The organism is Micromonospora sp. CA-248260, from assembly GCF_050942205.1.
GTDB classification, from domain to species: Bacteria; Actinomycetota; Actinomycetes; order Mycobacteriales; family Micromonosporaceae; genus Micromonospora; species Micromonospora antibiotica.
Genome location: NZ_CP192021.1, coordinates 6,354,308 through 6,378,250, shown reverse-complemented (window position 1 = coordinate 6,378,250; position 23,943 = coordinate 6,354,308). Strand labels below are relative to the sequence as shown.

Here is a 23,943-nt window from a genome sequence, read left to right as displayed (position 1 = left end):
CGCCCGTGCGGGACGCCTGACGTCACAGCAGCACCAGGTCGTCGCGGTGGACGACCTCACGTTCGTACGCCGGGCCGAGCGCCGCAGCGAGTTCCCCGGTGGACCGGCCGAGCAGGCCGGGCAGCTCCACCGCGTCGTAGTTGACCAGTCCCCGGGCCACCGACGCCCCGTCGACGTCCACCAGGTCCACCGGGTCGCCTGCGGTGAAGGTGCCGTCCACGGCGGTGATCCCGGCCGGCAGCAGCGACTTGCGCCGGCCCACCACGGCCTGCACCGCGCCCGGGTCGAGGTGCAGCCGCCCCCGGGGGGCGGTGGCGTGCGCCAGCCAGAACAGCCGGGCCGCCGGGCGTCGCCGGGCCGGGTGGAAGAACGTGCCCACCGGTTGCCCGGCCAGCGCGTCGCCGGCCAGCGGGGCGGCGGTCAGCACCACCGGGATGCCGAAGCCGGTGGCGATCCGGGCCGCTTCCACCTTGGTGACCATGCCGCCGGTGCCGACCCCGGCCCGGCCGGTCCCGCCGATGTCGACGCCGGCCAGGTCGGCCTCGCCGCGTACCTCGGTGATCCGGGTGCTGCCGGGGCGGGTCGGGTCGCCGGTCCACAACGCGTCGACGTCGGAGAGCAGCACCAGCAGGTCGGCGTCGACCAGGGCGGCGACCAGGGCGGCCAGCCGGTCGTTGTCGCCGAACCGGATCTCCTGGGTGGCGACCGTGTCGTTCTCGTTGACGATCGGCACCGCCCGCAGGTCGAGCAGCTTGCGCAGGGTCCGGTACGCGTTGCGGTAGTGCGCCCGCCGGGTCACGTCGTCGACGGTGAGCAGGACCTGCCCGACGGTGAGCCGGTGCCTGGCGAAACCGGCCGCGTACCGGCCGATCAGCAGGCCCTGGCCGACGCTGGCGGCGGCCTGCTGGGTGGCCAGGTCACGCGGGCGGCGGGGCAGCCCGAGCGGGGCGAGCCCGGCGGCGATCGCCCCGGAGGAGACCAGCACCACCTCGCGGCCGGCGGCGGCGAGCGCGGCGAGGGCGTCCACCAGGGTGTCCACCCGGGTCTCGTCCAGGCCGCCGGTGGCGGTGGTCAGCGAGGACGAACCGATCTTGACGACGATCCGCCGGGCCTGGGTGACTGCTTCACGCACCCGCCCATTCTGCGTGGTCGGTCCCGACGGACCCCGCCGCGTTCCCATATCCTGGCCGGTCGTGACGCCTGAGGAGTACGTGGAGGCGGTGCTCGCGCTGGTCGAGCGGATACCGCCGGGCCGGGTGATGTCCTACGGGGCGATCGCCGACGCGCTGGCCGAGCGGTCCGGGCGGGCCTCGGCCCGGCTGGTCGGCTCGATCATGGCCCGGCACGGCGGCGGGGTGCCCTGGCACCGGGTGGTGAACGCGGCGGGTCGGCTGCCACCCGGGCACGAGGTGCGGGCGCGGGCCCTGCTGCGCGCCGAGGGCTGCCCGTTGCGGGGTGCCGGGGTGGATCTGGATGCCGCCAAATGGTGGCCGGATGAGGGGCGGTGACCAGGCGGTAACGTGAGTAGCATTCGGCCGCATGGACGTGCCACCGGCCGAGCCCGGCTCCCCACCCGCCGGCCCGCCCGCGCCGGTCCCCGGGGTGTCCGCGTCGGCCGCCGGCCTGCCCGCGCCAGCTGCCGGCCTGCCCGCGTCGGCCGCCGGGGTATCTGCGTCGGCCGGCGGCCTGCCCGCGCCAGCTGCCGGGGTGTCCGAGTCGGCCGGCGGGTCGGCCCGGTCGGCCGGTGCCGACGGGGTCGGGTTGCCGCGTCGGGTGCATGCCGGCTACGCGCTCGGTTCGTTGGCCACCGGGGCGTTCGGCACGGTGCCCGGGTTGCTGCTGCTGCCCTACCTGACCGACACGCTCGGGGTGGCCGCCGGGCTGGCCGCCCTGCTGGTGCTGTTGCCCAAGGCATGGGACGTGCTGGTCAACCCGGTCGCCGGGCGCATCTCCGACCGGACCCGCTCCCGGTGGGGGCCACGCCGGCCGTGGCTGCTCGGTGCCGGGATCGCCCTGGCGGTGCTCTTCGCCGCCATCTTCGCCGCGCCCTTCGGCGTCGGGCCGGCCGCCGGGGCGTACGTGGCCGTCGCGTTCCTCGCCACCGCCACCGCGTTCGCCTTCTTCCAGGTTCCGTACGTGGCGATGCCCGCCGAGCTGACCGACGACGCGGCGGAGCGTACCCGGCTGATGGGCTGGCGGGTCGCGGTGCTGGCGCTGGCCATCCTGATCTCCGGGGCGGTGGCCCCGATGGTGGTGACCGCCGGTGGCGAGGGGGTGGCCGGGCACCGCTGGATGGGGGTGTTCGTCGCCGCGCTGATCGCGCTCGGCGCGCTCGGCGCGTTCCTCGGCACCCGGTCGGCGGCGACCGGCACGGTGACCGCCACCGAGCCGACGCTTCGCGCCCAACTCGCGGTGGTCGCCGCGGACCGGCCGTTCCGGGCGCTGCTGCTCTGCTTCGTGATCCAGTCCGCCGGGGTGGCGACCATCCTGGCCGGGGTCAGCTACTTCGCGGCCCAGATCCTGCGGGACCCGACCACCGGGCCCACCGTGCTGTTCGCCTGCTTCGTCGGGCCGGCGTTGCTGGTGATGCCGCTGTGGACCCGGCTCGGCACGCGCCTGGGCAAGAAGACCGCGCTGGTCGCCGCCTCGCTGCTGCTGGCCGCCGGTGCGGCGACGCTCGTGGCCGCGCCGGTGCTGCCCGCCGCCGCCGTCTACGCGGTGGTCGCGCTCCTCGGCGTCGGGTACGCCGGGCAGCAGGTCTTCGCGCTGGCGCTGCTGCCCGACTGTGTGGCCGCCTCGACCGCGCGCACCGGTCGCCGACAGGCTGGCGTCTTCACCGGCCTGTGGACCGCTGGAGAGACCTTCGGTCTGGCCCTCGGCCCCGGCCTCTACGGCCTGGTCCTGGCCCTCTCCGGCTACGTCTCCTCAGCCACCGGCACCGCCGCCCCCCAGACCCCCACCGCCCGCCTGGGCGTCCTCCTAGGCTTCACCCTCGTCCCGGCCCTCCTCATCGCCCCCGCCACCCTCCTCCTCCGCCCCCACCCCTACCACCTCCCCCCACCTCCCGCCCCCACCCACCTCGTCGATCATGGAGTTGTGGCGGGGGCGAAAGCCGCGAAAACCTACGGAAAGGCCACCACAAGTCCATGATCGACAAGAACGGGGTGCCTGCCGAGCGGGTGCTGGACGAGATTCGGCAGCTCAGGGCGGGGGATCGGCCGGTGCACGGGGGGCGGTTGTTCGCCTACGTGTACGACCCGGGCGTCGGCGGGCTCGACGCGTTGGGGGCGGCGGCCCACGCGGAGAGCGCCCACGTCAACGGGCTCGATCCGACCGCCTTTCCGTCCCTGCTGGCGATGGAGAACTGGCTCGTCGGGGCAGCCGGCGGGCTGCTCGGCGGCGGACCGGGCAGCGCCGCGCCGGACGTGGTCGGCAGCGTCACCAGCGGCGGGACCGAGTCGCTGATCCTGGCCGTCAAGGCCGCCCGGGACGCCCACCCGGAGCTGACCGCACCCCGGATCGTGGTGCCGGCCAGCGGGCACGCCGCCTTCGCCAAGGCCGCCCACCTGCTCCGGGTCACCCTGGACACGGTTCCCGTCGACCCGGTCACCCTGCGCCCGTCGGTCGCCGACGTGGCCACCGCGATCCGCCCGGAGACGGTGCTGGTGGCCTGCTCCGCCCCGTCGTACGCGCACGGGGTGATCGACCCGGTGGCCGGGATCGCGCAGGTGGCGGCGGCGGCCGGGGTGCGTTGCCACGTGGACGCCTGCTTCGGCGGCTGGACCCTGCCCTACCTGCGTCGCCTCGGCGTGCCGGTGCCACCGTTCGACTTCACCGTCGACGGGGTCACCTCGATCTCCGTCGACCTGCACAAGTACGCGTACGCCCCGAAGGGGGTGTCGGTGCTGCTGCACCGGGACGCGACGCTGCGCTCCCCGCAGTTCTTCGCGTACGCCGGCTGGCCCGGCTACACCATGGTCAACCCGGTGCTCGCCTCCACCCGCTCGGGTGGCCCGATCGCCGCCGCGTACGCCACCCTGCGGCACCTCGGCGACGACGGCTACCTGCGGTTGGCCGCAACCACCCGGGACGCGGTCGACACCCTGGCCGCCGCCGTACGCGGGGTCGACGGGTTGCGGCTGATGGCCGAACCGGAGTCCACCGTGGTCTGCTTCACCAGCACCGACCCGGCGCTCGACCTGTTCATCCTGGTCGACGAGCTGACCGCCCGGGGCTGGCACACCCAACCCCAGCTGCGGTACGCCGACCTGCCCGCCAGCGTGCACCTCACGGTGACCGCCTCGGTGGCCCCCCGGGTGGCCGAGTTCGGCCCGGACCTGGCCGCCGCGGTGGCCGCCGCCCGCCAGGCCGGGCCGGTCGAGCTGCCGGCCGAACTGGTCGCCCTGGCCGGATCGCTGACCCCGCAGACGCTCACCCCGGAACTGATCGGGGGGCTCGCCGCCGGCCTCGGGCTGGGTGCCGGACCGCCGGACCGGATGGCGATGGTGAACACCCTGCTCGACGCCGCCCCCGCCGCGTTGCGCGAATGCCTGCTGGTGGAGTTCGTCGGCCTGCTGCAACGCCCCACCTGGTGACGGTCCGGGGGCTGCCTCCGCAGCCCCCGGAACGCCCCGAGCCCGTCTGATCCACTTCGGGTCCTGCCCACCCTCGGCCCTGCCCACTTCGGGCCCTGCCCACTTCGGGCCCTGCCCATGCGCGGGCCCTGCCCATGCGCGGGCCCTGCCCACTTCGGGCCCTGCCCATGCGCGGGCCCTGCCTGCTTGGGGCCCTGCCCCGGGGTGGGCTGCCCCGGGGGTGGCCCGGCCGGGCACGACGACCGCGCCCGGCTGGCTGGTCACCGGTAGGGCAGCGGGGTGACGTTGTCGTACTCGACCACCTCCGCGACGACCCGGTTCTCGGCGTCCAACGCCTGCGCGGTCAGCTCGGCCGTGCCCGCGCCGAGCGGATCGTCGGCCGCCACCCGCAGCCCCAGGACCAGCCGGAACTCGGCCCCCGGGGCCAGCGCGCCCAGCTCGCAGCGCACCGGCCCGCCGGTCGTCGCCGGGGCGGTCCGGCAGGCGGCCCAGCCGTCGCCGTCCGGGCGCAGCGCCACCGGCAGGTCGAACCGGAGCGCCACGGACCGGGCCGGCCCGGTGCCGGTGTTGCGGACCCGCACCGTCGTGTATCCGGCCCGGGAGCCGTCCGGTGCGACGCCGAGCACCAGGTCGGTGGCGGTGACCACGAGATTCACCTCGTGCGGGTTGGGCGGGAAACCGGTCGGCCCGGAGACCTGGCGGAAGGACCCGCCGTCCCAGCGGTAACCGCGCCACTGCCGCTGCGACCACTCGCCGGCCCAACCGCCACCCGGGTAGATGTCCCCGACCTGCACCCGGACCACCCCGTCGCCGCGCACCTGCATCCCGATCAGCCACTGGGGCCGCTCCCGGGCGCTGACGACCACCCGCCCGACGGTGACGATCCGGCCGGCGGCGTCCCGGTCGAAGGCCACCACCTGCTGCCAACCGTGGGTGCCGAAGACACACTGCACCAACGCCACCGTCTCCTGCGCCCCGTCGGCGTCGACGTCACCGTGGTCCACGGCGAGTAGGGCGTTCTGCCCCTCGTGGCCGTCCGCGGTCAACCGGACGCCCTCGGTGCGGCACTGCGCCCCGGCCGGCCACCCCGGCAGCGTAACCGTGGTGGCCAGCAGTTCGTTGCGGCCGATCCGGCCGTCGGGTGGCGTCGTGGGGGCCGCACCGGTCGGCGTGGGGCTGCCGGTCGGGGTCACCGGTCCACCCGGCGTCGGCGTACCGGTCGGTTCGGGTGCGGGCAGCACCGGGCCGGGCCGGGGCTCCGGACGGTGCAGTGCGACGTACCCCAGGGTCGGTCCGGTGAACAACGCCAGCACCGCCGCGACCAGCGCGGCCCACCGGCGCCGGCGACGCGACCGCACGGTCCGCCGGACCGCGGCCGGGCCGGGCACCACCACCTCCGCCAGCACGGTACGGCGGTAGCGGGCGAACTCCACGTTCGGATCGAGGATCTCCGGGTCAGGCATCTCGCACCTCCCCGGTGCTCTCGCGCAGTTGGGTGGCCAGGGCGGCCCGGCCCCGGTGCAGCCAGGACTTGACCGTTCCCTCGGCGACCCGCTCCTGGGCGGCGATCTCACTCACCGACATGTCAGCCAGATAGTGCAGGACGACCGCCCGGCGCTGCTTCGGTGGCAGCTGCGCCAACGCGACGTCGACCGCGACCCGGTCCGGTGTCGGTCCGGCCACGTGGGTCTCCCGTTGCCGGGACAACCACGCCTGGGCGGTCCGCAGCCGCCGCCACCGGTGGTGGCCCAGGTTCCAGGCGACCTTGCGGACCCACGCCAGCGGGTCGTCGTAGCCGGACACCCGGTCCCACCGCGCGTACGCCCGACAGAACGCCTCCTGCACCAGGTCCTGCGCCTGGCCGAGGTCGCCGGTGTAGGCGGTGAGCTGGACGACCAGCCCACGGAAATGGGCATGGTAGAACCCGTCGAAGCTCAGTTGCGGGGCTGCGGGCCGGGGGTCCGGTGGTGGATCACCGACCCGCGCGCTTCTCGTCACCGTCACTCGTCCTCCCCGTGGTCGCCCGACGGCCCGCACCCCGGGACACGGCCCGCCGTCACACGGGTAAGAGCCCGCTGCCTGCGCACAGGGTTGCGTCCGTCGGCTGTGGTTGACTGTCCGTTGGGAGACAGCGCAGCGGCCACGGCGACGTAACGGTCGTCGACCGGCCGGACGAGGAGGCGGTCGTGCAGTTGCCGGCAGTGCTCGGCGAGCCGATCCGGTTCGTCCTCAACTGGGGTCGCCGCTACTCGCTCTGGGTGTTCAACTTCGGCCTGGCCTGCTGCGCGATCGAGTTCATCGCCACCAGCATGGGCCGGCACGACTTCATCCGGCTCGGCGTCATCCCGTTCGCCCACGGGCCCCGGCAGGCCGACCTGATGGTGGTCTCCGGCACGGTCACCGACAAGATGGCCCCGGCGATCAAGCGGCTGTACGACCAGATGCCCGAGCCGAAATACGTCATCTCCTTCGGCGCCTGCTCCAACTGCGGCGGCCCGTACTGGGACTCGTACTCGGTGACCAAGGGGGTCGACCAGCTCATCCCGGTCGACGTCTACGTGCCCGGCTGCCCGCCCCGGCCCGAGGCGCTGCTGCACGGCATCCTCCGCCTCCAGGAGAAGATCGCCGCCGAGCAGTCCGGCATCGGCGGCGTCGACCGCACCGACCCCCTCGCCCCCCTGGCCGACGTCACCCCCTCCGACGGAACCCCCCCACGCCCAGCCGACTCCCTGACCGCCCCCCTGATCCACCCCCCCACCCCCTCAGCCCCCTGACCCCCCGCTGCCCCCGCCCCCGCTGCCCCCTCCGCCTCGCGCTCCCTCCGTCTCGCTCCGGTGATCAAGAGCTTTACGCCATCTCCACCCGGATTCTTGACGCGAACCTCTTGATCACCGACCCGTACCCGTCCGGACGCGCGGGCCGCGCCCCAGCCGTCACTTTCTCCGGGATCCCTGCCCGTCGGGGCGTGCGGGCTCGCGCCCAGCCGCCGCTTTCTCCGGTGATCAAGAGGTTTGCGTCAGCATCCCGGCCGGAATTGACGCGAACCTCTTGATCACCGGGGCGAGGGTGGGGTGGGGGCGAGGGTGGGGTGGTGGGTGGGGGTTAGCGTGCGGGGCATGAACGACTCTGGGGACCGGCGGTCCGCCTTCATCGTCGACGTGTTGACCGAGGAGTTCGGCGCGTCGATGGCACTCGATCCGGCGGCATTCCGCCGCAAGTTCCGCAAGATGGCTGCGTCACCGTTCGCCTTCTACCGGGGCAGCGCCGCACTGTTCTACGCCGACCAGCGTGGGGACTTCGCCGACGACGCGTTCCTCGACAAGGAGACCAGCCGGGTGTGGATCCACGGCGACCTGCACGCCGAGAACTTCGGCACCTACATGAACGGTTCCGGGCACCTGGTGTTCAACGTCAACGACTTCGACGAGGCGTACGTCGGGCCGTTCTCCTGGGACCTCAAGCGGCTCGCCGCCAGCGTGGCGTTGCTCGGCTACGCCAAGGCCCTGTCCGACCAGGCGATCGGTGAGCTGGTCACCGGGTTCGCCCGGTCGTACCTGACCGAGTTGCGGGCCATCGCCGCCGGTGGGGACGACGCGATCGGGTCGATCACCCTGGACAACGCCGACGGGGTGTTGCGCCGGGTGCTCCAGGAGGCCCGCCTGAACACCCGGGTCGACCTGCTGGCCGCGCAGACCACCGTCGACAACTACGAGCGGCGGTTCTCCCTCGGCGACGGGGTCTACGAGATCGACGGGGAGACCCGGGAGCGGGTGTGCGCCGCGTTCACCGGCTACCTCGCCACGCTGCCCGAGGCGACGGCCCGGCTGCGTCCGGTCGCCACCCAGATCAAGGACGTGGTGCTACGCAAGGGCGTGGGCATCGGCTCGGCCGGGCTGCCGTCGTACAACCTGCTGCTGGAGGGGCACACCGAGGCCCTGGAGAACGACGTGGTCATCTACATGAAGCAGGCGCAGGTGCCGGCGGTGGCCCGGTACGTCGACGACGAGCGGGTCCGGGGCTACTTCCGGCACCAGGGTCACCGGACGGCCGAGTCGCAACGGGCGTTGCAGGCGCACGCCGACCCGTGGTTGGGCTTCACCGAGCTGGACGGGGCCGGTCAGCTCGTCGCCGAGGTCTCCCCCTACGCCGCCGACCTGGACTGGTCGGACGTCAACGAGCCCGAGGAACTGGCCGGGGTGCTCGCCGACCTGGGTCGGGCGGTGGCCCGGATGCACTCGGTCGCCGACGACGAGTCCAGCCACGACCTGGTCGACTACTCCACCGAGGAGGCGATCGTCGCGGCGATCGGCGACGACACCGACGGCTTCGTCGGGCACCTGGTCGAGTTCTCCCACGCGTACGGCGTCCGGGCCCGTACCGACCACCAGCTCTTCGTCGACCTGTTCCGCAACGGCCGGCTGCCCGGCATCTGAGCCGGCCGGTCGGGGTTCACCTGTCGAACTCCAGCACCACCTTGATGTCCTCGTCGGCGTGGGCGTACGCCTGGGCGTACGCCGACACCGGCACCCGGCGGGTGATCAGCGAGTTCAGCCACGACTGGTCGGCCCGGGCGAGCGCCTGCGCGGCCAGTTCCCAGTGCCGCCGGTTGGCGTTGACCGAGCCGAACACCACGTTGTTCTCCAGCACCAGCTCCCGGTTGAGGGCCCCGGCGTCGAAGTCGATGGTCCGGCCCCCGCTGGACACCCCGGTGAGGCAGACGATCCCGGTGGGGCCGACCTTGCACATGGCGTCCAGCACCACCGTCGGAGCTCCGGTGCACTCGACCACCACGTCCGGCTCGACGTCCAACTCGTTCACCGACTCCGTGTGGTAGGTCGCTCCGAGCGCCCGGACCAGGTCCGGTTTCGGGCCGGTGGTGCTGCGGTCCAGCACGTGCACCGACAGCCCCCGCTGGACGGCCAGCAGAGCCGCCAGCAGCCCGATCGGCCCGGCACCGGTGATCAGCGCGGTCTGCGGTTCCCACCTGGCCCGGGTGCCGATCCGCCCGATGTGGTCCCACGCTTTCGCCACCACGCTGGTCGGTTCCAGCAGCATGCCCACCGGAGCGAGGACCGGGTCCAGCCCGATGGCGAACTTGGGTTGCACCCGCCACCGGTCCCGGGCGAAGCCGGGCAGCGCCTTGATCCCGTGCTCGGTGTACCGGCCGTTGCGGCACATGTCCCACTCGTCGACGGCGCAGTTGGGGCAGGGCACCGGATCGGGGTGGCGGACGATGCCGGCCACGAGGTCACCGGGTTGCAGGGTGCCGGACGGGTCTTCCAGCACCCGGCCGAGCGACTCGTGGCCGAGCACCAGCTCCCGTTGGCCGGGTGGGGCCTCGCCGTAGTGCCCGGCGATGATCTCCTGGTCGGTGCCGCAGATGCCGACGGCGAGCGCCTCGACCAGGATGACCCCCTCCTCGGCTGCCGGCTCCGGCCAGTCCTGTACCAGCCGCAGCGAGTCACGGACCTTGGGAGTCACCGTCACAGCGCGCACGGCCCCATCTTTCCCCGCCCCGTCCCGCCCCGCCCGGCAAAGCGCCAGATGCCCGCCCCGCCCCTGCCCGGCACAGCCCCGGACGCCCGTCCGACCCGCCCGGCACAGCGTCGAACGCCCGCTCGCACAGCGCCGGACGGACCGTCCGGGTCGCTCCGCGACACGGCGGAAGGCTGTCCGTTCACCTCATCCAGGTGTCCGCCGGGCGCGTACGACCGGGCGGGCGGACCCGGGGCCGGGGCGGCGGCCATAGGATCAACCGCATGACTCCGGAAGAGGTCGGTCGGCGGGTGGTCGCGCTGCTCACGCCGGTCGAGGCGACCGCGTCGGTGTCCGGCGGGCAGGCCCACGCCCGGGCCACCGTCGACGTACCCCCGGCGGCCTGGGCGGACACCCTCCGCGCGGTCCGCGACGACGCCGAGCTGGCCTGCGACTTCTTCGACTGGCTCTCCGCCGTGGACGAGCTGGCCGGCGGCTTCGACATCGTGGCCCACCTGTGGTCGACCCGGCACCGCCACGGCGTGCTGCTGCGGACCCGGGTGCCACGGCAGACGCCGACGGTGGGATCGGTGGTCGACGTCTTCCCGGGCGCGGCCTGGCACGAGCGGGAGACCCACGAGATGTTCGGTGTCGATTTCGCCGGCCACCGGGGGCTGGCCCCGCTGCTGCTGCCTCCCGAGTTCGAGGGGCATCCGCTGCGTAAGGAGTTCGTGCTCGCCTCCCGGGTGGCGAAACCGTGGCCGGGTGCGAAGGAACCGGGTGAGTCCGAGGCCGGTGGCGGTCGCCGGGCGGTCCGTCCACCCGGGGTGCCCGCCCCGGGGGAGTGGGGTGTGGTGCCCGCCCCGGCCGGTCCGGTGACGGTGGGCGACGGGCCGCGCGGCGGCGCCCCGGCCCGCCCGCCCAGGGACCGTCCGGCCCGGCCCACTGCGGGGGCCGTCCGCCGCGTACCCCGCCTCCGGCGCGACCGGCGACGCCCCGCCGGCCACCGGACGCCTGGCCCCCGACGGCCCGGCCGGCGACGGCCCGGCGCGCGTTGACCAGGGTGGCGACGAGCAGGGTACGGACTGATGCCGACCTGGTTGGAGCTGGTGATCCGGATCGGCGGGGTGCTGGTCGCGTTCCTCACCCTGCCCCTGATCGTCGGCCAGGCCGAGCACAAGGTGATGGCGCACATGCAGGGCCGGCTCGGTCCGATGTACGCCGGTGGCTTCCACGGGTGGGCGCAGCTCGTCGCCGACGGGATCAAGTTCGTCCAGAAGGAGGACATCACCCCCCGCGAGGCGGACCGGGCGGTGTTCCGGCTCGCGCCGGTGGTGGCCCTGGTGCCCTACCTGCTGGTGTTGCTGGTGATCCCGCTCGGCCCGAACGACCTGGTCGGGCAGCCGCTGGACATCGGCCTGTTCTTCGTCCTGGCGGTGGTCGGCGTCGGCGTGGTGGCGGTGCTGATGTCGGCGTGGGCGTCGGCCAACAAGTACAGCCTGCTCGGCGGGCTGCGCGGGGCGGCCCAGCTGCTCGGCTACGAGCTGCCGCTGGTGCTGGCCGCCGCCTCGGTGGCGATGGCGGCGGGGACGCTGAGCCTCGGCGGGATCGTCGAGGCGTGGCAGCCGTGGTGGCTGCTCTGGCAGGCCCCCGCGATGATCGTGTTCTTCGTGGCCGGGCTGGCCGAGATCCGGCGCCCCCCGTTCGACATGCCGGTTGCCGACTCCGAGCTGGTGTTCGGCTACATGACCGAGTACACCGGCCTGCGGTTCGCGTTCTTCCTGCTCGCCGAGTACGTCGGGATCGTGGTGATCGCCGCGCTGACCACCGTGCTCTTCCTCGGTGGTTGGCAGGGCCCGTTCGCCGACGCCCAGCTCGGGTGGCTGTGGACCCTGCTGAAGGTCTTCGCCGTCTCGTTCGTGATCATCTGGCTGCGGGTGTCGTTCCCCCGGCTGCGCGAGGACCAGCTCCAGCGGCTGTGCTGGCTGGTCCTGGTGCCGGCGGCGCTGGCCCAGCTGGTCCTCACCACCGCCGTACGGCTCACCCTGAACTGAGCGCCGGCCCGGAGGGGCCCCGGGACACTCCCCGGGGCCCCTCCGGCACGCTCACGGCGCGGCGTAGAGCAGACGGTTCGGGGAGCCGACCCCCGGGTTGACCACCTTGCCGGTGGTGGCGGCGGTGATCAGCGCGCTCTTGGCGGTGGCGAGGGTCGCCGACGGGTTGGTCTGCCGGTAGCGGGCCAGCCAACCGGTGACGTGCGGGGCCGCCATCGAGGTGCCGGACCAGCCGCTGGCCACTGCGGTGTTCGAGGCGATGCCGGCGGAGGTGATGTCCACCCCCGGGGCGAAGATGGTGACGCAGGTCCCGTAGCTGGAGAACGACGCCCGGTTGTCGTTGATGTCGGTCGCCGCGACGGTGATGCCCCGGCTGGACCGGGGGCCGTTGGTGCAGGCGTCGGTGTTGAAGTTGTTGGCGATGAAGACTGGGTACACACCGTGGTCGATCAGGTTCTCGATCGAGGTGTTCGCCGACGTGCCGTAGCCCTGGAGGCTGAAGTTCGCCACCGAGACGGCCGCGTGGTTGGTGGCCAGCCAGTCGACGCCCTCGATCAGGTCGGTGCTCCACCCGGAGTTGTCGCACTGGAGCACCCGGACCGCCCGCAGGGTCACCGACTTGGCGACCCCGTAGGTGGTGCCGCCGATGGTGCCGGCGACGTGCGTGCCGTGGCCGTGGCAGTCGTTGGTGCCGTTGCCGTCGCCGACCGCGTCGTAGACCCCGGCGGCCCGGGTGCCGAAGTCGACGTGGGTGGCCCGGATGCCGGAGTCGACGATGTAGGCGGTCACCCCGGAACCGGTCGAGGTGTAGCCGAAGCTGTTGCTCAGCGGCAGGTTGCGCTGGTCGATGCGGTCCAGCCCCCACGACGGCGGGTTGCTCTGCACGGCCTGAACGGACACGCCTCCGGCCTGGGCCCGCCCGGTCCGGGCCGGCGTCGGGCCGGTCCGGTCCGGGGTGGTGCTGGTCAGCCCGCCCTGGATGCGGGTGTCCCGCTCGACGTACTGCACGGCCGGATCGTTGCGGACGGCGGCGAGGGCGGCCGGCGGCAGCACGGCCGCGTACCCGTCGAGGACCTGGGTGTAGCGGTTGAGCACGGTGCCGCCGGCCCGCTCGGCGACGGCGGCCGACTGGGTGGTGCGGGCGAGGCGGGCGGTGCGCTCGCCGCTGACCGGCTTGTCGGAGAGGACGACGATGTACCGGTCCGGTGCGGCTTCCGTGCTGCCGGCCAGCAGCGGCGCGGGTGCGGTCCGCCCCGGGCCGGGGGTGGCCGGGGCCGCGACGGCGGCGTTGGTGGTGGTGGCGAGCGCGCCGGCGAGAACACCGGCGAGTACGCCCAGACGTGCGGTCCTGCTACCCAGCTTGCGCAAGGTTCGTTCCTCCTCAAGAGGGGAGTCCGTAGTGGACAGGCGGCCCGCCGACGGGAGTCGCATCGACGGACGTCCCATAGTCGAACAGGTCATATTGACCACCGTGTTAACTCTTGGGCACCGAAGGTGAATGTGCGACAGCTCTCAGTGGCGGGACCGAACGTCGTCCCCGTCGGTGTCGAAGTCCTTGCGGCGGTGCCAGGCGCTGGTCTACGCCACGTCTGTCCGGGCTTTTGTGTTCGAGCCGGATCGCCTCGGTTGTCCGACCGTGGACCTCGGGGTGGTTCGCGCTTCGATGACCAGTCCCGCTGGCTGTACGAAGATCGATCGGCGCGTGACGGCGTCCCCTCTGGCGTTGAGCTGGTAGCCCTCCAGCCAGACCCACCCGTCGTAGGTGGGCCAGTCGAGCACGCGGATGACTCGGAACGCGATTGGGTTGATGAACTGGACACTGGCCGACCGGTTCACATGGAGCAGGTCACCGGATCGGGGGGTGTGCGACGCCACTGGGCCGTGTGTGGTCATCGGCCCTCGCCCGGCCAGTGCCCCCGGTTGATCGGCACCCGGTGTCGGATTCTGCACGGCAGTTCGCGTCCGCAGCGGCAGACGATCCGCTTCCGGTCGCTGGACCATACGGGCCGGTGCCTGCGTCGCAGCGTCAGTGCGACGGCGGCCAGGTACTCGTGGTAGGTGACGTGCCTGGGCATGTCGTGCTCCTTGCGGAGGGTCAGCATGACCAGATCACTCTAAGTGTTGTATTGACGTAAACACAACACTGCGACAGCATGAGGTCACCTAGCGTGCGCCTGTGAGCAGCGAGAGCGACTTCAATCCGGATGTCGCTACCTGGAAACAACTGGCGGATCGGCTGCGACAAGCCATTCGTTCCGGCCAACTCGCCCCTGGTCAGCGAGTCCCCACCGAGCTGAGCCTCACCCAGGAGTTCCAGCTCAGCCGACTCACGGTCCGCCGCGCGCTCCAGCAGTTGCGAAGCGAGGGCCTGATCGTGGTCGTACAGAGTCGCGGAACCTTCGTCCGGGGAGAACAGGATCGCGTCGAAGTGACCCTGAGTAAAGGCGATCGGGTTCAGTCGCGGATGCCCGATCCCGAGGAGCGGCGCAGACTCACCCTCCACGAAGGTGAGCCCGTCATCCTGGTGAACAGGGCGGATGGCGCGGTGGAGGGGTACGGGGCGCACCGCGTGACCATCGTGGTCGGATAAACACGCGCCCCCACCCATAGGCCGGGCGGGGGCGCGTGTGGTCGGGGCGGTGTCTCAGCCGATCGGGGTGTGCTCCGGCGGCACCTGCTCGGCCGGCAGCGGGGGCGGCGGGGGAGTGCCGTCGCCGAACGGCCGGCCGCCGAGCGCCTCCCGCCCGTGCGGGCTGAGCCAGTTGACCAGGTCCGGGCCCAGCGGCACCACCCCGGTCGGGTTGATGTCGCGGTGCACCTCGTAGTAGTGCCGCTTGATGTGGTCGAAGTCGATGGTGTCGCCGAAGCCGGGGGTGGCGAACAGGTCCCGGGCGTACGCCCACAGCACCGGCATCTCGCTGAGCTTCTGCCGGTTGCACTTGAAGTGGCCGTGATAGACCGGGTCGAAGCGGACCAGCGTGGTGAACAGCCGCACGTCGGCCTCGGTGATGGTGTCCCCGACCAGGTAGCGCTGGTCGGCGAGCCGGTCGCTGAGCCAGTCCAGCCGGTCGAACAACCGTCGGTACGCCTTGTCGTACGCCTCCTGCGAGCCGGCAAAGCCGCACCGGTACACCCCGTTGTTGACGTCGGCGAAGACGACCTTGTTGACCTCGTCGATCTCGGCCCGTAGGTGCTCCGGGTAGAGCTGCGGGGCACTCTCGCGGTGGTGTGCCGTCCACTCGGTGGACAGGTCCAGGGTCATCTGCGCGTAGTCGTTGGTGACCACCTGCCCGGTCGGCACGTCGACGATCGCCGGCACGGTGATCCCCCGGTCGTACCCGGGGTACCGGGCGAAGAACGCATCGGCGAGCCGTTCGATGCCGAGCACCGGGTCCCGCCCGCCCGGGTCCAGGTCGAACGTCCAGCTCCGGGCGTCGTGGGTGGGCCCGGCCACCGCCATGGGCAGCGCCTCCTCCAGCCCGAGCAGCCGCCGTACGATGATCATGCGGTTGGCCCACGGGCAGGCCCGGCTGACCACCAGCCGGTAGCGTCCCGACTCGACCGGGTAGCCGTCCCGCCCGTCGACGGTGATCCGGGTGGCGATGTAGCGCTGGTCCCGGGTGAACTCGCCGCCTGGCTCGACGTACTTGCCGCCGCTCTGGGTCGCCGTCGTGCCGTTGCTCTCCGCCATGGTGTCGCCCTTCGTCCGCTTCGGCTCCCATCATGGCGGTTCTTCCGCCCGGGGGCAGCACAACGGCGTCCGGGTCGGTCCGCCTAGGCTGCCCGCATGATCGACGTTGCGGCGGTGGCCCGACGGTTCGTGGCCGACGTGTGGAACGCCGGCCACGAGGAGTCGGCGCACGAGTTGGTGGCGCAGGAGTGCCCGGGGCTGGGTGGCACCGGCCCGGCGGCGGTGCTGGCCTGGCACCGGGACCGCCGGGCCGCCTTCCCCGACCTGCGCTACAAACTGGTGGACGTGGTGGCGGCCGGGGACCGGGTGGCGCTGCGCTGGCGGGCCGCCGGCACCCAGGCGGGACAGTTCGGCCCGGTGCCGCCGACCGGGCAGGTGGTCAGCTATTCCGGGGCGACGTTCCTGCGGTTCGACGCCGCCGGGCGGATCGTCGACGTGTGGAGCGTCAACGAGCTGTTCCAACTGTTGCAACAGTTGGGTGTGGAGATGCTGCCGCCGCTCACCGACGCCGGGGCGTGATCCGGTCGACCGACAGGTTCACCGGGAACGGCTCACCGGTGTCGACGAACTTCGTCCACCGCCCGGTCTCCAGGTAGACCTCGTTCACCGCGTCGATCTTGTAGGTGTGCACGACCAGGCCGTCGTCCTCCACCTCGATCCGCCAGTAGAACGGGATGCCGGCCTGTGCGTAGAGCGTCGGCTTGAGCACCCGGTCGATGGAGCGGGTGCTGGGGGAGACGATCTCGACGGCCAGCACCACCTCGTGCGCCTCGTAGCGGGACGGCTCGCGGGCGGCGGCGGTGGACGTGGTCACCAGCACGTCGGGGATGAAGGAGCGGGTCCGGTTGATCCGCACCTCCACGGCCTGGGTCACGTCGTAGTCGTCGGGACACTCCTCTTCGAGCGCGACCATCAGGCGGCCGGCGATGGTCTGGTGGATGCGGGTGGGGGAGGGGGCACGATCAGCACTCCATCGAGAAGTTCGCGGCGGCGGCCGTCCTCGGGCAGTGCGTCCAGATCGTCGGTCGTCCAGCCGCCCTCCGGCGGATGGTCGCTCTGCAACGCGGCGGTCATCGGTCGGTCCTTCCCGGTGCGTCGTTCTCCCCGCCCGTCACGGTAGCGCCGGCAAACGCCGGGTGGTGGTCGCGCGCGCCGTGGCCACAGGGCAGGATGACCCCATGAGTGAGCGCAGTGGGCGAGCCAGCCGGCTCAGTGCGGCGGCATCTCACGGTGTCGGTGAGCGCAGCGGGGCGACGCCGTGAGCGAGCGCGGCGGGGTCCCCGGTGAGGGGCTGGTGAAGGGGCTGGCGGTCACGTTGAAGACGATGACCCGCCGGTCGACCACCCAGCAGTATCCGGACGTCGCCCCCGAGCTGCCGCCCCGCTCCCGGGGCGTGATCGCGTTGCTGACCGAGAACTGCACGGTCTGCATGCTCTGCGCCCGGGAGTGCCCCGACTGGTGCATCTACATCGACTCGCACAAGGAGGAGGTGGCGGTGGCCGGCGCGGCCCGCCCCCGCCAGCGCAACGTCCTCGACAAGTTCGACATCGACTTCTCACTCTGCATGTACTGCGGCATCTGCATCGAGGTCTGCCCGTTCGACGCCCTCTACTGGTCGCCGGAGTTCGAGTACGCCGAGTACGACATCAAGGATCTGCTGCACGACAAGGATCACCTCGGCCAGTGGATGGCCACGGTGCCGCCGCCGCCCGCGCACGACCCGCACGGCGAGCCGGCCAAGGAGGAGACCACCGCCGCGCGCAAGGCCGCCGCCCCGACCAGCTCCGCCGCCCGCCCCACCGTGGTACGCCCCGAGCCCGGCCCCGCCGACGGAGGTGCCCCCCGGTGACCGGTGCGGACGTGCTGCTGCTCGCCCTCGGCGCGGTGGCGGTCGGGTCGGGTGTGCTGGTGGTCGCCACGAAGCACCTGGTCCGGGCCGGCCTCTATCTGGTGCTCTGCCTGGGCGCGCTGGCCGGCGACTACCTGGTGCTCACCGCCGAACTGGTCGCCTGGGTGCAGGTGCTGATCTACGTGGGCGCAGTCGTGGTGCTGCTGCTGTTCGCGGTGATGTTGACCCGGGCGCCGATCGGGGCCTCCGACGACCTGGACCGGCCGGGCTGGCCGGCCGCGCTGATCGGGGCAGGCACCGGGCTGGGCCTGACGGCGCTGCTGGTCGACGCGTTCCGTTGGTCGACGGTGGAGCTGCCGGCGGCGGGCACCGCCGAGGGCATCGGCGAGCAGGTGTTCCGCTCCTGGGTGCTGCCGTTCGAGGTGCTGTCGGTGCTGCTGCTGGCCGCCCTGGTCGGCGCGGTCATCCTGTCCCGCCCGGACATCGGCCGCCGCCCCGACGCCGCCGCGTCGTCGTCGCGAACCGAGGCCATCCGGTGAGCGCGAGGAGTGAGCCGGGTTTGCGAGCCCCGCAGTCGCGAGCTGAGGCCACCCGGTGAGGCCGGTCATCCCGTACGTCACGGCCGCCCTGCTGTTCGGCTTGGGCGTCTTTGGCGTGCTGCGGCGACGCAACGCGGTGCTGGTGCTGATGGCGGTGGAGTTGATGCTCAACGCGGTCAACCTGATCCTGGTCACCGCCGACACCACAGTGCGGGCGGTGCTGCCGCACTCCGGTCAGGTCTTCGCGCTGTTCGTGATCGTGTTGGCCGCCGCCGAGATCGGCGTCGGGCTGGCCATCGTGCTTCAGCTCTACCGGCTGCGGGCCAGCGTCACCGTCGACGACGTGCCGCTGACCGAACCGGCTGTCGACCGGGCCGGGTCGGCTGTCGACCGGGCCGGGTCGGCTGTCGACCGGGCCGGGTCGGCCAGCGACGTCGCGGCCGGGTCGGCCGGCGCGCGGGCGGAGGCCGGGCGGTGACGGGGGTGCTCGGGGCGGCGCTGCCGGTCGTACCCCTGGTTGCCGGGTTGCTCGGGTTGCTGCTGCCGCCGGCACCGCAGAGGGCGACCACCGGGGAGAGCGCGGCCCGGCGGGCGGCGATCGGCCTCGGGGTGGCCGGTGCGGCCGGTGCGTTGCTGGTCGCGGTGCTGCTGCTGGTGCGGGTCGGCGACCCGGTGGAGACCAGCACCAGCTGGATCGACCTCGGCGGGCTGCGGGTCACCCTCGGGGTGCGGCTGGACGGCGTCGCCGCGCTGGTCGCGGTCGCGGTGACGGCGGTGGCGTTGGCGGTGCAGGTCTATTCGGTGGCCTACCTGCGGCGCGGCCCGCACGACGACGTCGAGGTGGACCACCGCTATCCGCCCTACGCGGCGCAGATCAGCCTGTTCACCGCCGCGATGCTGCTGGTGGTGGTCAGTGGGGACCTGATCCTGCTGCTGGTCGGCTGGGAGGTGATGGGCCTCTGCTCCTATCTGCTGATCGCCCACGACCGTCGGCTGCCCGAGGCGCCCGCCGCCGCGATGAAGGCGTTCCTGGTCACCCGGGTGGGTGACGTCGGGTTCCTGCTCGGCATCGCCCTGCTCGGCGTCTCGGCGGGCAGTTTCCGGATCGCCGACGTGCTCGCCCACGACCACTCCACCGGCACGTTGACCGCCGCCTGCCTGCTGCTGCTCGCCGGGGTGGCCGGCAAGAGCGCCCAGTTCCCGCTGCACACCTGGCTGCCGGACGCGATGGCCGGCCCGACGCCGATCTCCGCGCTGATCCACGCCGCGACCATGGTCGCCGCCGGGGTGTACGCGGTGACCCGGCTCTACCCGCTGTTCACCCGGGCCCCGGTGACGTTGGCGGTGCTCGGGGTGCTGGCCTCGGTCACCCTGCTGCTCGGCGCGCTCGCCGCCACCGCCCAGGACGACCTGAAACGGGTGCTCGCCTGGTCGACGGTCTCCCAGCTCGGCTACATGACCGGCGCGCTCGCCGTCGGTGCCCCGGCCGCCGCGCTGTTCCACCTGCTCACCCACGCCGCGTTCAAGGCGCTGCTGTTCCTCGCCGCCGGTGCGGTGATCCACGCCGTCGGCACCACCCTGCTGTCCCGGATGGGTGGGCTGCGGCGCAGCATGCCGGTCACCTTCTGGTGCACTTTGATCGGCCTCGGCGCGCTGGCCGGGGTGCCACCGCTGTCCGGTTTCTGGAGCAAGGACGGCGTCCTCGCCGCCGCCGAGGCCGCCGCGCTCGACGGCACCGGTCCCGCCCCGGCCTGGGTCGGTTGGCTGGTCTGGCTGGCCGGGCTGCTCGGGGTGCTGCTCACCGCCGCGTACGCGACCCGGCTGCTGCTGCGCGCCTTCTTCGGCGAGGCCCGGCTACCGCTGCTGCACCCGCACGACCCGCCGGCGCTGATGCGTTGGCCGGTGCTGCTGCTGGCCGTACCGGCGGCGCTGCTCGGGCTGGCGGCGTTCTGGCCGCCGTTCACCGACCGGTTGCGGGGCACCGACGCCGACGTGGAGCTGGTCCACCTCGCCCCGGCGGTGCTGCTGCCACTCGCGCTGCTGGTGGTCGGGGCGGGGCTGGCCTGGGCCGGCTGGCGGCGGGACCCGGCCGCCGATCCGGCCCGCGCGCTGGGTCCGCTGCGGCCGGTGTTCGCCCGCGCCTTCCGCCTCGACGACCTGCAACACACCCTCGTGGTACGCCCCACGACGACGCTCGCCCGGGTGACGCGTACCGGTGACGAGGTGGGGGTGGACGGCCTGGTCGAGGGGGTGGGCCGGGGCGCGTCCGCGCTCGGTGCCGGGCTGGCCGCGCTGCACCGGGCGGCCCTGCCCCGCGCGACGGCGGCGGTACTGGCCGGCGCCCTGCTGATCGGCCTGGCCGCCGCCCTGATCGGAGTCTCCTCATGAGCGCGAGGAGTGCAGCGCAGCGGAGCCCCGCAGTCGCGAGCGAAAGGTCGGTCCGGTGAGCGCGAGGAGTGCAGCGCAGCGGAGCCCCGCAGTCGCGAGCGAGGGGCCGATCCGGTGAGCGTGGGGCAGGTGTTGCTGGTCGCGCTGCTGGTGCTGCCGGCGGTGGGGGCGGCGCTGGTGGCCGTGCTCCCTGGGGAGCGGGCGGCCCGGCTGCTGGGTACGGCGGTCGCCGGCCTGACCCTGGTCGGGGCGGCGCTGCTGGTGCTCGGCGACCATGGCTGGTTCGGCTACGGCCCGGCCCCCGCCGTGCAGCCCTGGCACGAGGTCGACCTGCCCTGGGTGCCCGGTCTCGACCTGCGTTTCCACCTCGGGGTCGACGGCATCTCCTGGCCGCTGGTGGTGCTCACCGCCCTGCTCACCCTGCTCTGCTGCGGCTACACCGTGCGCCGGGTGCCCGAGGGTCGGGGGAGCGGCCGGGCGCTGGTCGCGTTGCTGCTGGTGGTCGAGGTGGGCATCCTGGGCACCTTCCTCGCCCTCGATCTGGTGCTGTTCTTCGTTTTCTTCGAGGTCGTCCTGCTGCCGATGTACGCGATCATCGCCGGTTGGGGCGGCACCGGCGATGATCTGCCGGCACGGGACGCGGCCCGGGCGGCGGCCCGCAAGTTCGCCCTCTACACGCTCTTCGGCTCGGTGCTGCTGCTGGTCGGCGTGTTCGTTGTGGTGGCCGCCGCCGGGACCGCCGACATCGTCGCGCTGACCGGCGGGGTGGGGCTGTCCCGGGGCACCCAGTTGACCGCGTTCGCCCTACTCGGGTTGGCGTTCGCGGTGAAGGCCCCACTCTGGCCGCTGCACTCCTGGCTGCCCGACGCGCACACCCAGGCACCCACCGTCGGTAGCGTCATCCTCGCCGGGGTGCTGCTCAAGATGGGCACGTACGGCCTGATCCGGGTTGCCGTCGGGGTGGCCCCGGAGGGTGCCCGCTGGGCCGCGCCGATCCTCGGGGTGTTGGCCGTCGCGGCGATCCTCGTCGGCTCCCTGGTCTGTCTGGCCCAGGAGGACCTGAAGCGGCTGATCGCCTATTCCAGCGTGGGGCACATGGGGTTCGTGCTGCTGGGGGTGGCGACGCTGACCGCCACCGGCATCCAGGCGGCGCTGATCGGCAACGTGGCCCACGGGGTGATCACCGGGCTGCTGTTCTTCCTCGCCGGGGCGGTCAAGGACCGGTCCCACACCGGGGCGCTCGCCGAGTTGTCCGGGCTGCGGGAGACCGCACCCCGGCTGGCCGGTCTGCTCGGCTTCGCGGCGGTCGCCTCGCTCGGCCTGCCCGGGTTGGCGGGTTTCTGGGGTGAGGCGTTCGCGGTGGTCGCGGCCGTCGAGCGGGGCGGGCCGCTGTGGACCACGCTGGCGGTGCTGGCGGCGGTCGGCGGGGCGCTCACCGCCGCGTACTTCCTGCGGTTGCTGCGTCGGGTCACCCACGGTCGGCCGAGCCCGGTGGTGGGCCGGTTCACCCCCGCCCTGGCCGGGGTGGAGCTGACCGCCTGGGTTCCGCTGGTCCTGCTCGCCCTTGCCGTCGGCCTGGCACCCACCCTGGTGCTCGGCTATGCGAGCGGCCCGGTGGACGCCCTGGTGGCGGTGCTCCGGTGAGCGCGAGGAGTGCAGCGCAGCGGAGCCCCGCAGTCGCGAGCGAAGGGCGGGTGCGGTGAGCGCGAGGAGTGCAGCGCAGCGGAGCCCCGCAGTCGCGAACGGAGGTGAGCACCGGTGAGTCTCGTGCAGAGCGTCGACAACGTGGCGTTGCTGCCGGCGTACCTGGCGGCCGGCACCGCCGTACTCGTGCTGCTGGCGGATCTGCTGGTCGGCCGGGCCGGCGCGACGGTGGCCGTGGCCTGCGCGGGCGTCGTCGCCACCGGGGTCGGTGCGGTGGTGGTGGGCGCGGCCGGCACCCGGCGGACCTTCTGTGCGGGTGCCGACTGCTCGTGGGTGTTCGACGGCCGGGCGGCCCTGGTCGCCGGGGTGTTCGCCCTGCTCACCCTGGGGGTGCTCGGGCTGTCCGGGCCGCTGCTGCGCGGCGGCCCGACGCCGGTCGGGGAGTACTGCTTCCTGCTGGCCTGCTCGATGACCGGTGGCGTGGTGCTCGGCGCGGCCGGTGACCTGATCACCCTGATCGTCGCCCTGGAGACCCTGACCCTGCCGTTGTACGTGCTGGTCGGCCTGCGTCGGGGCAGCCTGGCCAGCGCGGAGGCGGCGGTCACCTTCTTCGTGGTGAGCGTGGTGGCCACGACGGTCACCCTGCTCGGCGCGGCCCTGCTCTATGCGGCGACCGGCGGCCTGCACCTGGGCCGGCTCGGCGGGTTGCTGGCCGACGCGCCCGACCTGCCGTTGATTCCGGCGGCGGTGGCGTTGCTGGTGCTCGGGCTGGCCTTCAAGGTCGCCGCGGTGCCGTTCCACGCCTGGGCCCCGGCCACCTACGACGGAGCGCCGCTGCCGGTGGCCGCCTACCTGTCCACCGCGTCGAAGCTGGGTGGGGTGGTGGCCCTGCTGGCGGTGGTGCAGCGGGCGCTGCCGGCCGAGGTGACCGGCCCGGTGCTGGCCCTGCTGGCGGTGTTCACCATGACCGTGGGCAACCTGGTGGCGCTGCGCCAGCGGCGTGCCGTCCGGCTGCTCGCCTGGTCGTCGGTGGCCCAGGCCGGTTACATCCTGGCCCCGCTGGGGGTGTTGGCGCTGGCCGCCGGCCGGGTCGACGACGTCCGGGCCGGGGCGTACGCCGCCGTGGTGGCGTACGCGGTCTTCTTCGTGGTGGTGGAGCTGGCGGCGTTCGCGGCGCTGGTGGCGTTGCGGCCAGCGGGTGCGGACGGCGGCACGCTGGCGGACCTGCGTGGGGTGGCCCGGCGGCGGCCCTGGGCGGGGGCGGCCTTTGCGCTGGCCCTGGTCGGGTTGGCCGGCCTGCCTCCCGGGCTGGCGGGGCTGTTCGCCAAGGTGACCGTGGTCCGGGCGTTGCTGGACGGCGGGGCTGGTTGGCTGGCCCTGGTGGTGGCGCTGAACGCGGTCATCGGCCTGGCCTACTACCTGCGGATCGCCGCGACTCTCTACGCCGACCCGACCCCACTGCCGGCCGCCCCGACGCACCCCGGGGAGTCGGCCGCCCTGACGCCTTCCGGGGAGTCGGCCGTCACGCCCCCCGCCGGGCCGGCCGTCGCACCCGGGGTGGGGTCCGGTCGGGTGGCCTGGCCGGTCACCGTGGCGCTGACCGGGGCGACCGCGCTGGCCGTGGTGATCGGCTTCGCCCCGCAGTGGGTGCTGGACCTCGCGTCCCGCTGAGCAGCCGCCGAAGCTCCTGACCCGGGCGCCTCGGGAT

At 73.3% G+C, this 23,943-nt stretch carries 23 protein-coding genes and 1 pseudogene; 15 read left to right on the top strand and 9 right to left on the bottom strand.

Annotated features, from left to right (window positions below; all coding sequences use genetic code 11):
- Window positions 1-22: 22 nt before the first annotated feature.
- On the bottom strand, window positions 23-1,180 hold the full coding sequence (proB, locus tag ACQP2H_RS27670) for a glutamate 5-kinase (RefSeq protein ID WP_357537921.1): 1,158 nt from the start codon (window positions 1,178-1,180) through the stop codon (window positions 23-25).
- 13 nt (window positions 1,181-1,193) lie between these two features.
- On the opposite strand from proB, the gene ACQP2H_RS27665 reads away from it, so the two are divergent.
- From ACQP2H_RS27665 to ACQP2H_RS27655, 3 genes are all read left to right on the top strand, one after another.
- A complete protein-coding gene (locus tag ACQP2H_RS27665) occupies window positions 1,194-1,508 on the top strand; it encodes an MGMT family protein (RefSeq protein ID WP_088644748.1) in 315 nt (104 codons plus the stop codon).
- Window positions 1,509-1,602: 94 nt separating this feature from the next.
- Complete coding sequence (locus ACQP2H_RS27660) at window positions 1,603-3,150, top strand: MFS transporter (RefSeq protein WP_433233697.1); 1,548 nt, start codon at window positions 1,603-1,605, stop codon at window positions 3,148-3,150.
- On the top strand, window positions 3,147-4,595 hold the full coding sequence (locus ACQP2H_RS27655) for a pyridoxal phosphate-dependent decarboxylase family protein (protein ID WP_357537917.1): 1,449 nt from the start codon (window positions 3,147-3,149) through the stop codon (window positions 4,593-4,595). The genes ACQP2H_RS27660 and ACQP2H_RS27655 overlap by 4 nt, the downstream gene beginning before the upstream one ends.
- 260 nt (window positions 4,596-4,855) lie before the next feature.
- Here the strand turns inward: ACQP2H_RS27655 and ACQP2H_RS27650 are convergent, their stop codons facing one another.
- Both ACQP2H_RS27650 and ACQP2H_RS27645 read right to left on the bottom strand, forming a co-directional pair.
- Window positions 4,856-6,058 carry a hypothetical protein gene (locus tag ACQP2H_RS27650; protein WP_357537915.1) on the bottom strand — a complete coding sequence of 401 codons (1,203 nt, stop codon included), beginning with the start codon at window positions 6,056-6,058 and terminating at the stop codon, window positions 4,856-4,858.
- Complete coding sequence (locus ACQP2H_RS27645; RefSeq protein ID WP_433229419.1) at window positions 6,051-6,599, bottom strand: SigE family RNA polymerase sigma factor; 549 nt, start codon at window positions 6,597-6,599, stop codon at window positions 6,051-6,053. The genes ACQP2H_RS27650 and ACQP2H_RS27645 overlap by 8 nt, the downstream gene beginning before the upstream one ends.
- 182 nt (window positions 6,600-6,781) lie before the next feature.
- Between ACQP2H_RS27645 and ACQP2H_RS27640 the strand changes: the two genes are divergently transcribed.
- Window positions 6,782-7,369 carry an NADH-quinone oxidoreductase subunit B gene (locus ACQP2H_RS27640; protein WP_357537913.1) on the top strand — a complete coding sequence of 196 codons (588 nt, stop codon included), beginning with the start codon at window positions 6,782-6,784 and terminating at the stop codon, window positions 7,367-7,369.
- 342 nt (window positions 7,370-7,711) lie between these two features.
- Window positions 7,712-9,028 carry a DUF2252 domain-containing protein gene (locus ACQP2H_RS27635; RefSeq protein WP_208568257.1) on the top strand — a complete coding sequence of 439 codons (1,317 nt, stop codon included), beginning with the start codon at window positions 7,712-7,714 and terminating at the stop codon, window positions 9,026-9,028.
- A gap of 16 nt (window positions 9,029-9,044) precedes the next feature.
- Here ACQP2H_RS27635 and ACQP2H_RS27630 read toward each other — a convergent pair whose 3' ends face one another.
- The gene (locus ACQP2H_RS27630; protein ID WP_208568256.1) at window positions 9,045-10,091 is read right to left on the bottom strand and encodes a glucose 1-dehydrogenase; all 1,047 of its coding nucleotides are present in this window, start codon (window positions 10,089-10,091) and stop codon (window positions 9,045-9,047) included.
- Between the two features lie 263 nt (window positions 10,092-10,354).
- Between ACQP2H_RS27630 and ACQP2H_RS27625 the strand changes: the two are divergent.
- Both ACQP2H_RS27625 and nuoH read left to right on the top strand, forming a co-directional pair.
- Window positions 10,355-10,945 (top strand): annotated as a pseudogene (locus ACQP2H_RS27625) (NADH-quinone oxidoreductase subunit C); the annotation flags it as partial.
- A gap of 213 nt (window positions 10,946-11,158) precedes the next feature.
- Window positions 11,159-12,124 (top strand): NADH-quinone oxidoreductase subunit NuoH, encoded by a 966-nt coding sequence (gene nuoH, locus ACQP2H_RS27620; RefSeq protein ID WP_363819147.1) that lies wholly within the window; start codon window positions 11,159-11,161, stop codon window positions 12,122-12,124.
- A gap of 51 nt (window positions 12,125-12,175) precedes the next feature.
- On the opposite strand, the gene ACQP2H_RS27615 is transcribed toward nuoH, so the two are convergent.
- Together ACQP2H_RS27615 and ACQP2H_RS27610 are read right to left on the bottom strand one after the other, a co-directional pair.
- Entirely contained in the window at window positions 12,176-13,492 is a 1,317-nt protein-coding gene (locus ACQP2H_RS27615) for a S8 family peptidase (RefSeq protein ID WP_433229416.1), read from the bottom strand.
- A gap of 210 nt (window positions 13,493-13,702) precedes the next feature.
- The gene (locus tag ACQP2H_RS27610) at window positions 13,703-14,017 is read right to left on the bottom strand and encodes a hypothetical protein (RefSeq protein WP_433229414.1); all 315 of its coding nucleotides are present in this window, start codon (window positions 14,015-14,017) and stop codon (window positions 13,703-13,705) included.
- 283 nt (window positions 14,018-14,300) lie between these two features.
- Here ACQP2H_RS27610 and ACQP2H_RS27605 point away from each other — a divergent pair, with 283 nt between their 5' ends.
- On the top strand, window positions 14,301-14,714 hold the full coding sequence (locus ACQP2H_RS27605; protein WP_433229413.1) for a GntR family transcriptional regulator: 414 nt from the start codon (window positions 14,301-14,303) through the stop codon (window positions 14,712-14,714).
- A gap of 54 nt (window positions 14,715-14,768) precedes the next feature.
- Here ACQP2H_RS27605 and ACQP2H_RS27600 read toward each other — a convergent pair whose 3' ends face one another.
- The gene (locus tag ACQP2H_RS27600; RefSeq protein ID WP_433229411.1) at window positions 14,769-15,815 is read right to left on the bottom strand and encodes a glutathione S-transferase family protein; all 1,047 of its coding nucleotides are present in this window, start codon (window positions 15,813-15,815) and stop codon (window positions 14,769-14,771) included.
- A gap of 96 nt (window positions 15,816-15,911) precedes the next feature.
- Between ACQP2H_RS27600 and ACQP2H_RS27595 the strand changes: the two genes are divergently transcribed.
- Entirely contained in the window at window positions 15,912-16,334 is a 423-nt protein-coding gene (locus tag ACQP2H_RS27595) for an ester cyclase (RefSeq protein ID WP_357537903.1), read from the top strand.
- Here the strand turns inward: ACQP2H_RS27595 and ACQP2H_RS27590 are convergent.
- On the bottom strand, window positions 16,315-16,728 hold the full coding sequence (locus tag ACQP2H_RS27590; RefSeq protein WP_357537901.1) for a Uma2 family endonuclease: 414 nt from the start codon (window positions 16,726-16,728) through the stop codon (window positions 16,315-16,317). The two genes, ACQP2H_RS27595 and ACQP2H_RS27590, sit on opposite strands and share 20 nt — an antisense overlap.
- Window positions 16,728-16,889 (bottom strand): hypothetical protein, encoded by a 162-nt coding sequence (locus ACQP2H_RS27585; protein WP_363819137.1) that lies wholly within the window; start codon window positions 16,887-16,889, stop codon window positions 16,728-16,730. Before ACQP2H_RS27585 ends, ACQP2H_RS27590 begins: the two co-directional genes overlap by 1 nt.
- A gap of 184 nt (window positions 16,890-17,073) precedes the next feature.
- Between ACQP2H_RS27585 and ACQP2H_RS27580 the strand changes: the two genes are divergently transcribed.
- From ACQP2H_RS27580 to ACQP2H_RS27555, 6 genes are all read left to right on the top strand, one after another.
- Complete coding sequence (locus ACQP2H_RS27580) at window positions 17,074-17,664, top strand: NuoI/complex I 23 kDa subunit family protein (protein ID WP_208568249.1); 591 nt, start codon at window positions 17,074-17,076, stop codon at window positions 17,662-17,664.
- Window positions 17,661-18,203 carry an NADH-quinone oxidoreductase subunit J family protein gene (locus ACQP2H_RS27575; protein WP_357537897.1) on the top strand — a complete coding sequence of 181 codons (543 nt, stop codon included), beginning with the start codon at window positions 17,661-17,663 and terminating at the stop codon, window positions 18,201-18,203. The genes ACQP2H_RS27580 and ACQP2H_RS27575 overlap by 4 nt, the downstream gene beginning before the upstream one ends.
- A gap of 55 nt (window positions 18,204-18,258) precedes the next feature.
- The gene (gene nuoK, locus ACQP2H_RS27570; protein ID WP_433229407.1) at window positions 18,259-18,681 is read left to right on the top strand and encodes an NADH-quinone oxidoreductase subunit NuoK; all 423 of its coding nucleotides are present in this window, start codon (window positions 18,259-18,261) and stop codon (window positions 18,679-18,681) included.
- On the top strand, window positions 18,678-20,591 hold the full coding sequence (locus ACQP2H_RS27565; protein ID WP_433229405.1) for an NADH-quinone oxidoreductase subunit 5 family protein: 1,914 nt from the start codon (window positions 18,678-18,680) through the stop codon (window positions 20,589-20,591). The genes nuoK and ACQP2H_RS27565 overlap by 4 nt, the downstream gene beginning before the upstream one ends.
- 114 nt (window positions 20,592-20,705) lie before the next feature.
- The gene (locus ACQP2H_RS27560) at window positions 20,706-22,235 is read left to right on the top strand and encodes a complex I subunit 4 family protein (protein WP_433229403.1); all 1,530 of its coding nucleotides are present in this window, start codon (window positions 20,706-20,708) and stop codon (window positions 22,233-22,235) included.
- A 114-nt stretch (window positions 22,236-22,349) separates the two neighbouring features.
- Entirely contained in the window at window positions 22,350-23,906 is a 1,557-nt protein-coding gene (locus tag ACQP2H_RS27555; protein WP_433229401.1) for an NADH-quinone oxidoreductase subunit N, read from the top strand.
- Window positions 23,907-23,943: the final 37 nt, after the last annotated feature.

Coding starts and splice junctions, on each gene's coding strand:
- proB (WP_357537921.1), bottom strand. CDS start 1,180: ATGGGAACGCGGCGGGGTCCGTCGGGACCGACCACGCAGAATGGGCGG.
- ACQP2H_RS27655 (WP_357537917.1), top strand. CDS start 3,147: ATGATCGACAAGAACGGGGTGCCTGCCGAGCGGGTGCTGGACGAGATT.
- ACQP2H_RS27650 (WP_357537915.1), bottom strand. CDS start 6,058: ATGCCTGACCCGGAGATCCTCGATCCGAACGTGGAGTTCGCCCGCTAC.
- ACQP2H_RS27635 (WP_208568257.1), top strand. CDS start 7,712: ATGAACGACTCTGGGGACCGGCGGTCCGCCTTCATCGTCGACGTGTTG.
- nuoH (WP_363819147.1), top strand. CDS start 11,159: ATGCCGACCTGGTTGGAGCTGGTGATCCGGATCGGCGGGGTGCTGGTC.
- ACQP2H_RS27610 (WP_433229414.1), bottom strand. CDS start 14,017: ATGACCACACACGGCCCAGTGGCGTCGCACACCCCCCGATCCGGTGAC.
- ACQP2H_RS27600 (WP_433229411.1), bottom strand. CDS start 15,815: ATGGCGGAGAGCAACGGCACGACGGCGACCCAGAGCGGCGGCAAGTAC.
- ACQP2H_RS27595 (WP_357537903.1), top strand. CDS start 15,912: ATGATCGACGTTGCGGCGGTGGCCCGACGGTTCGTGGCCGACGTGTGG.
- ACQP2H_RS27590 (WP_357537901.1), bottom strand. CDS start 16,728: ATGGTCGCGCTCGAAGAGGAGTGTCCCGACGACTACGACGTGACCCAG.
- ACQP2H_RS27585 (WP_363819137.1), bottom strand. CDS start 16,889: ATGACCGCCGCGTTGCAGAGCGACCATCCGCCGGAGGGCGGCTGGACG.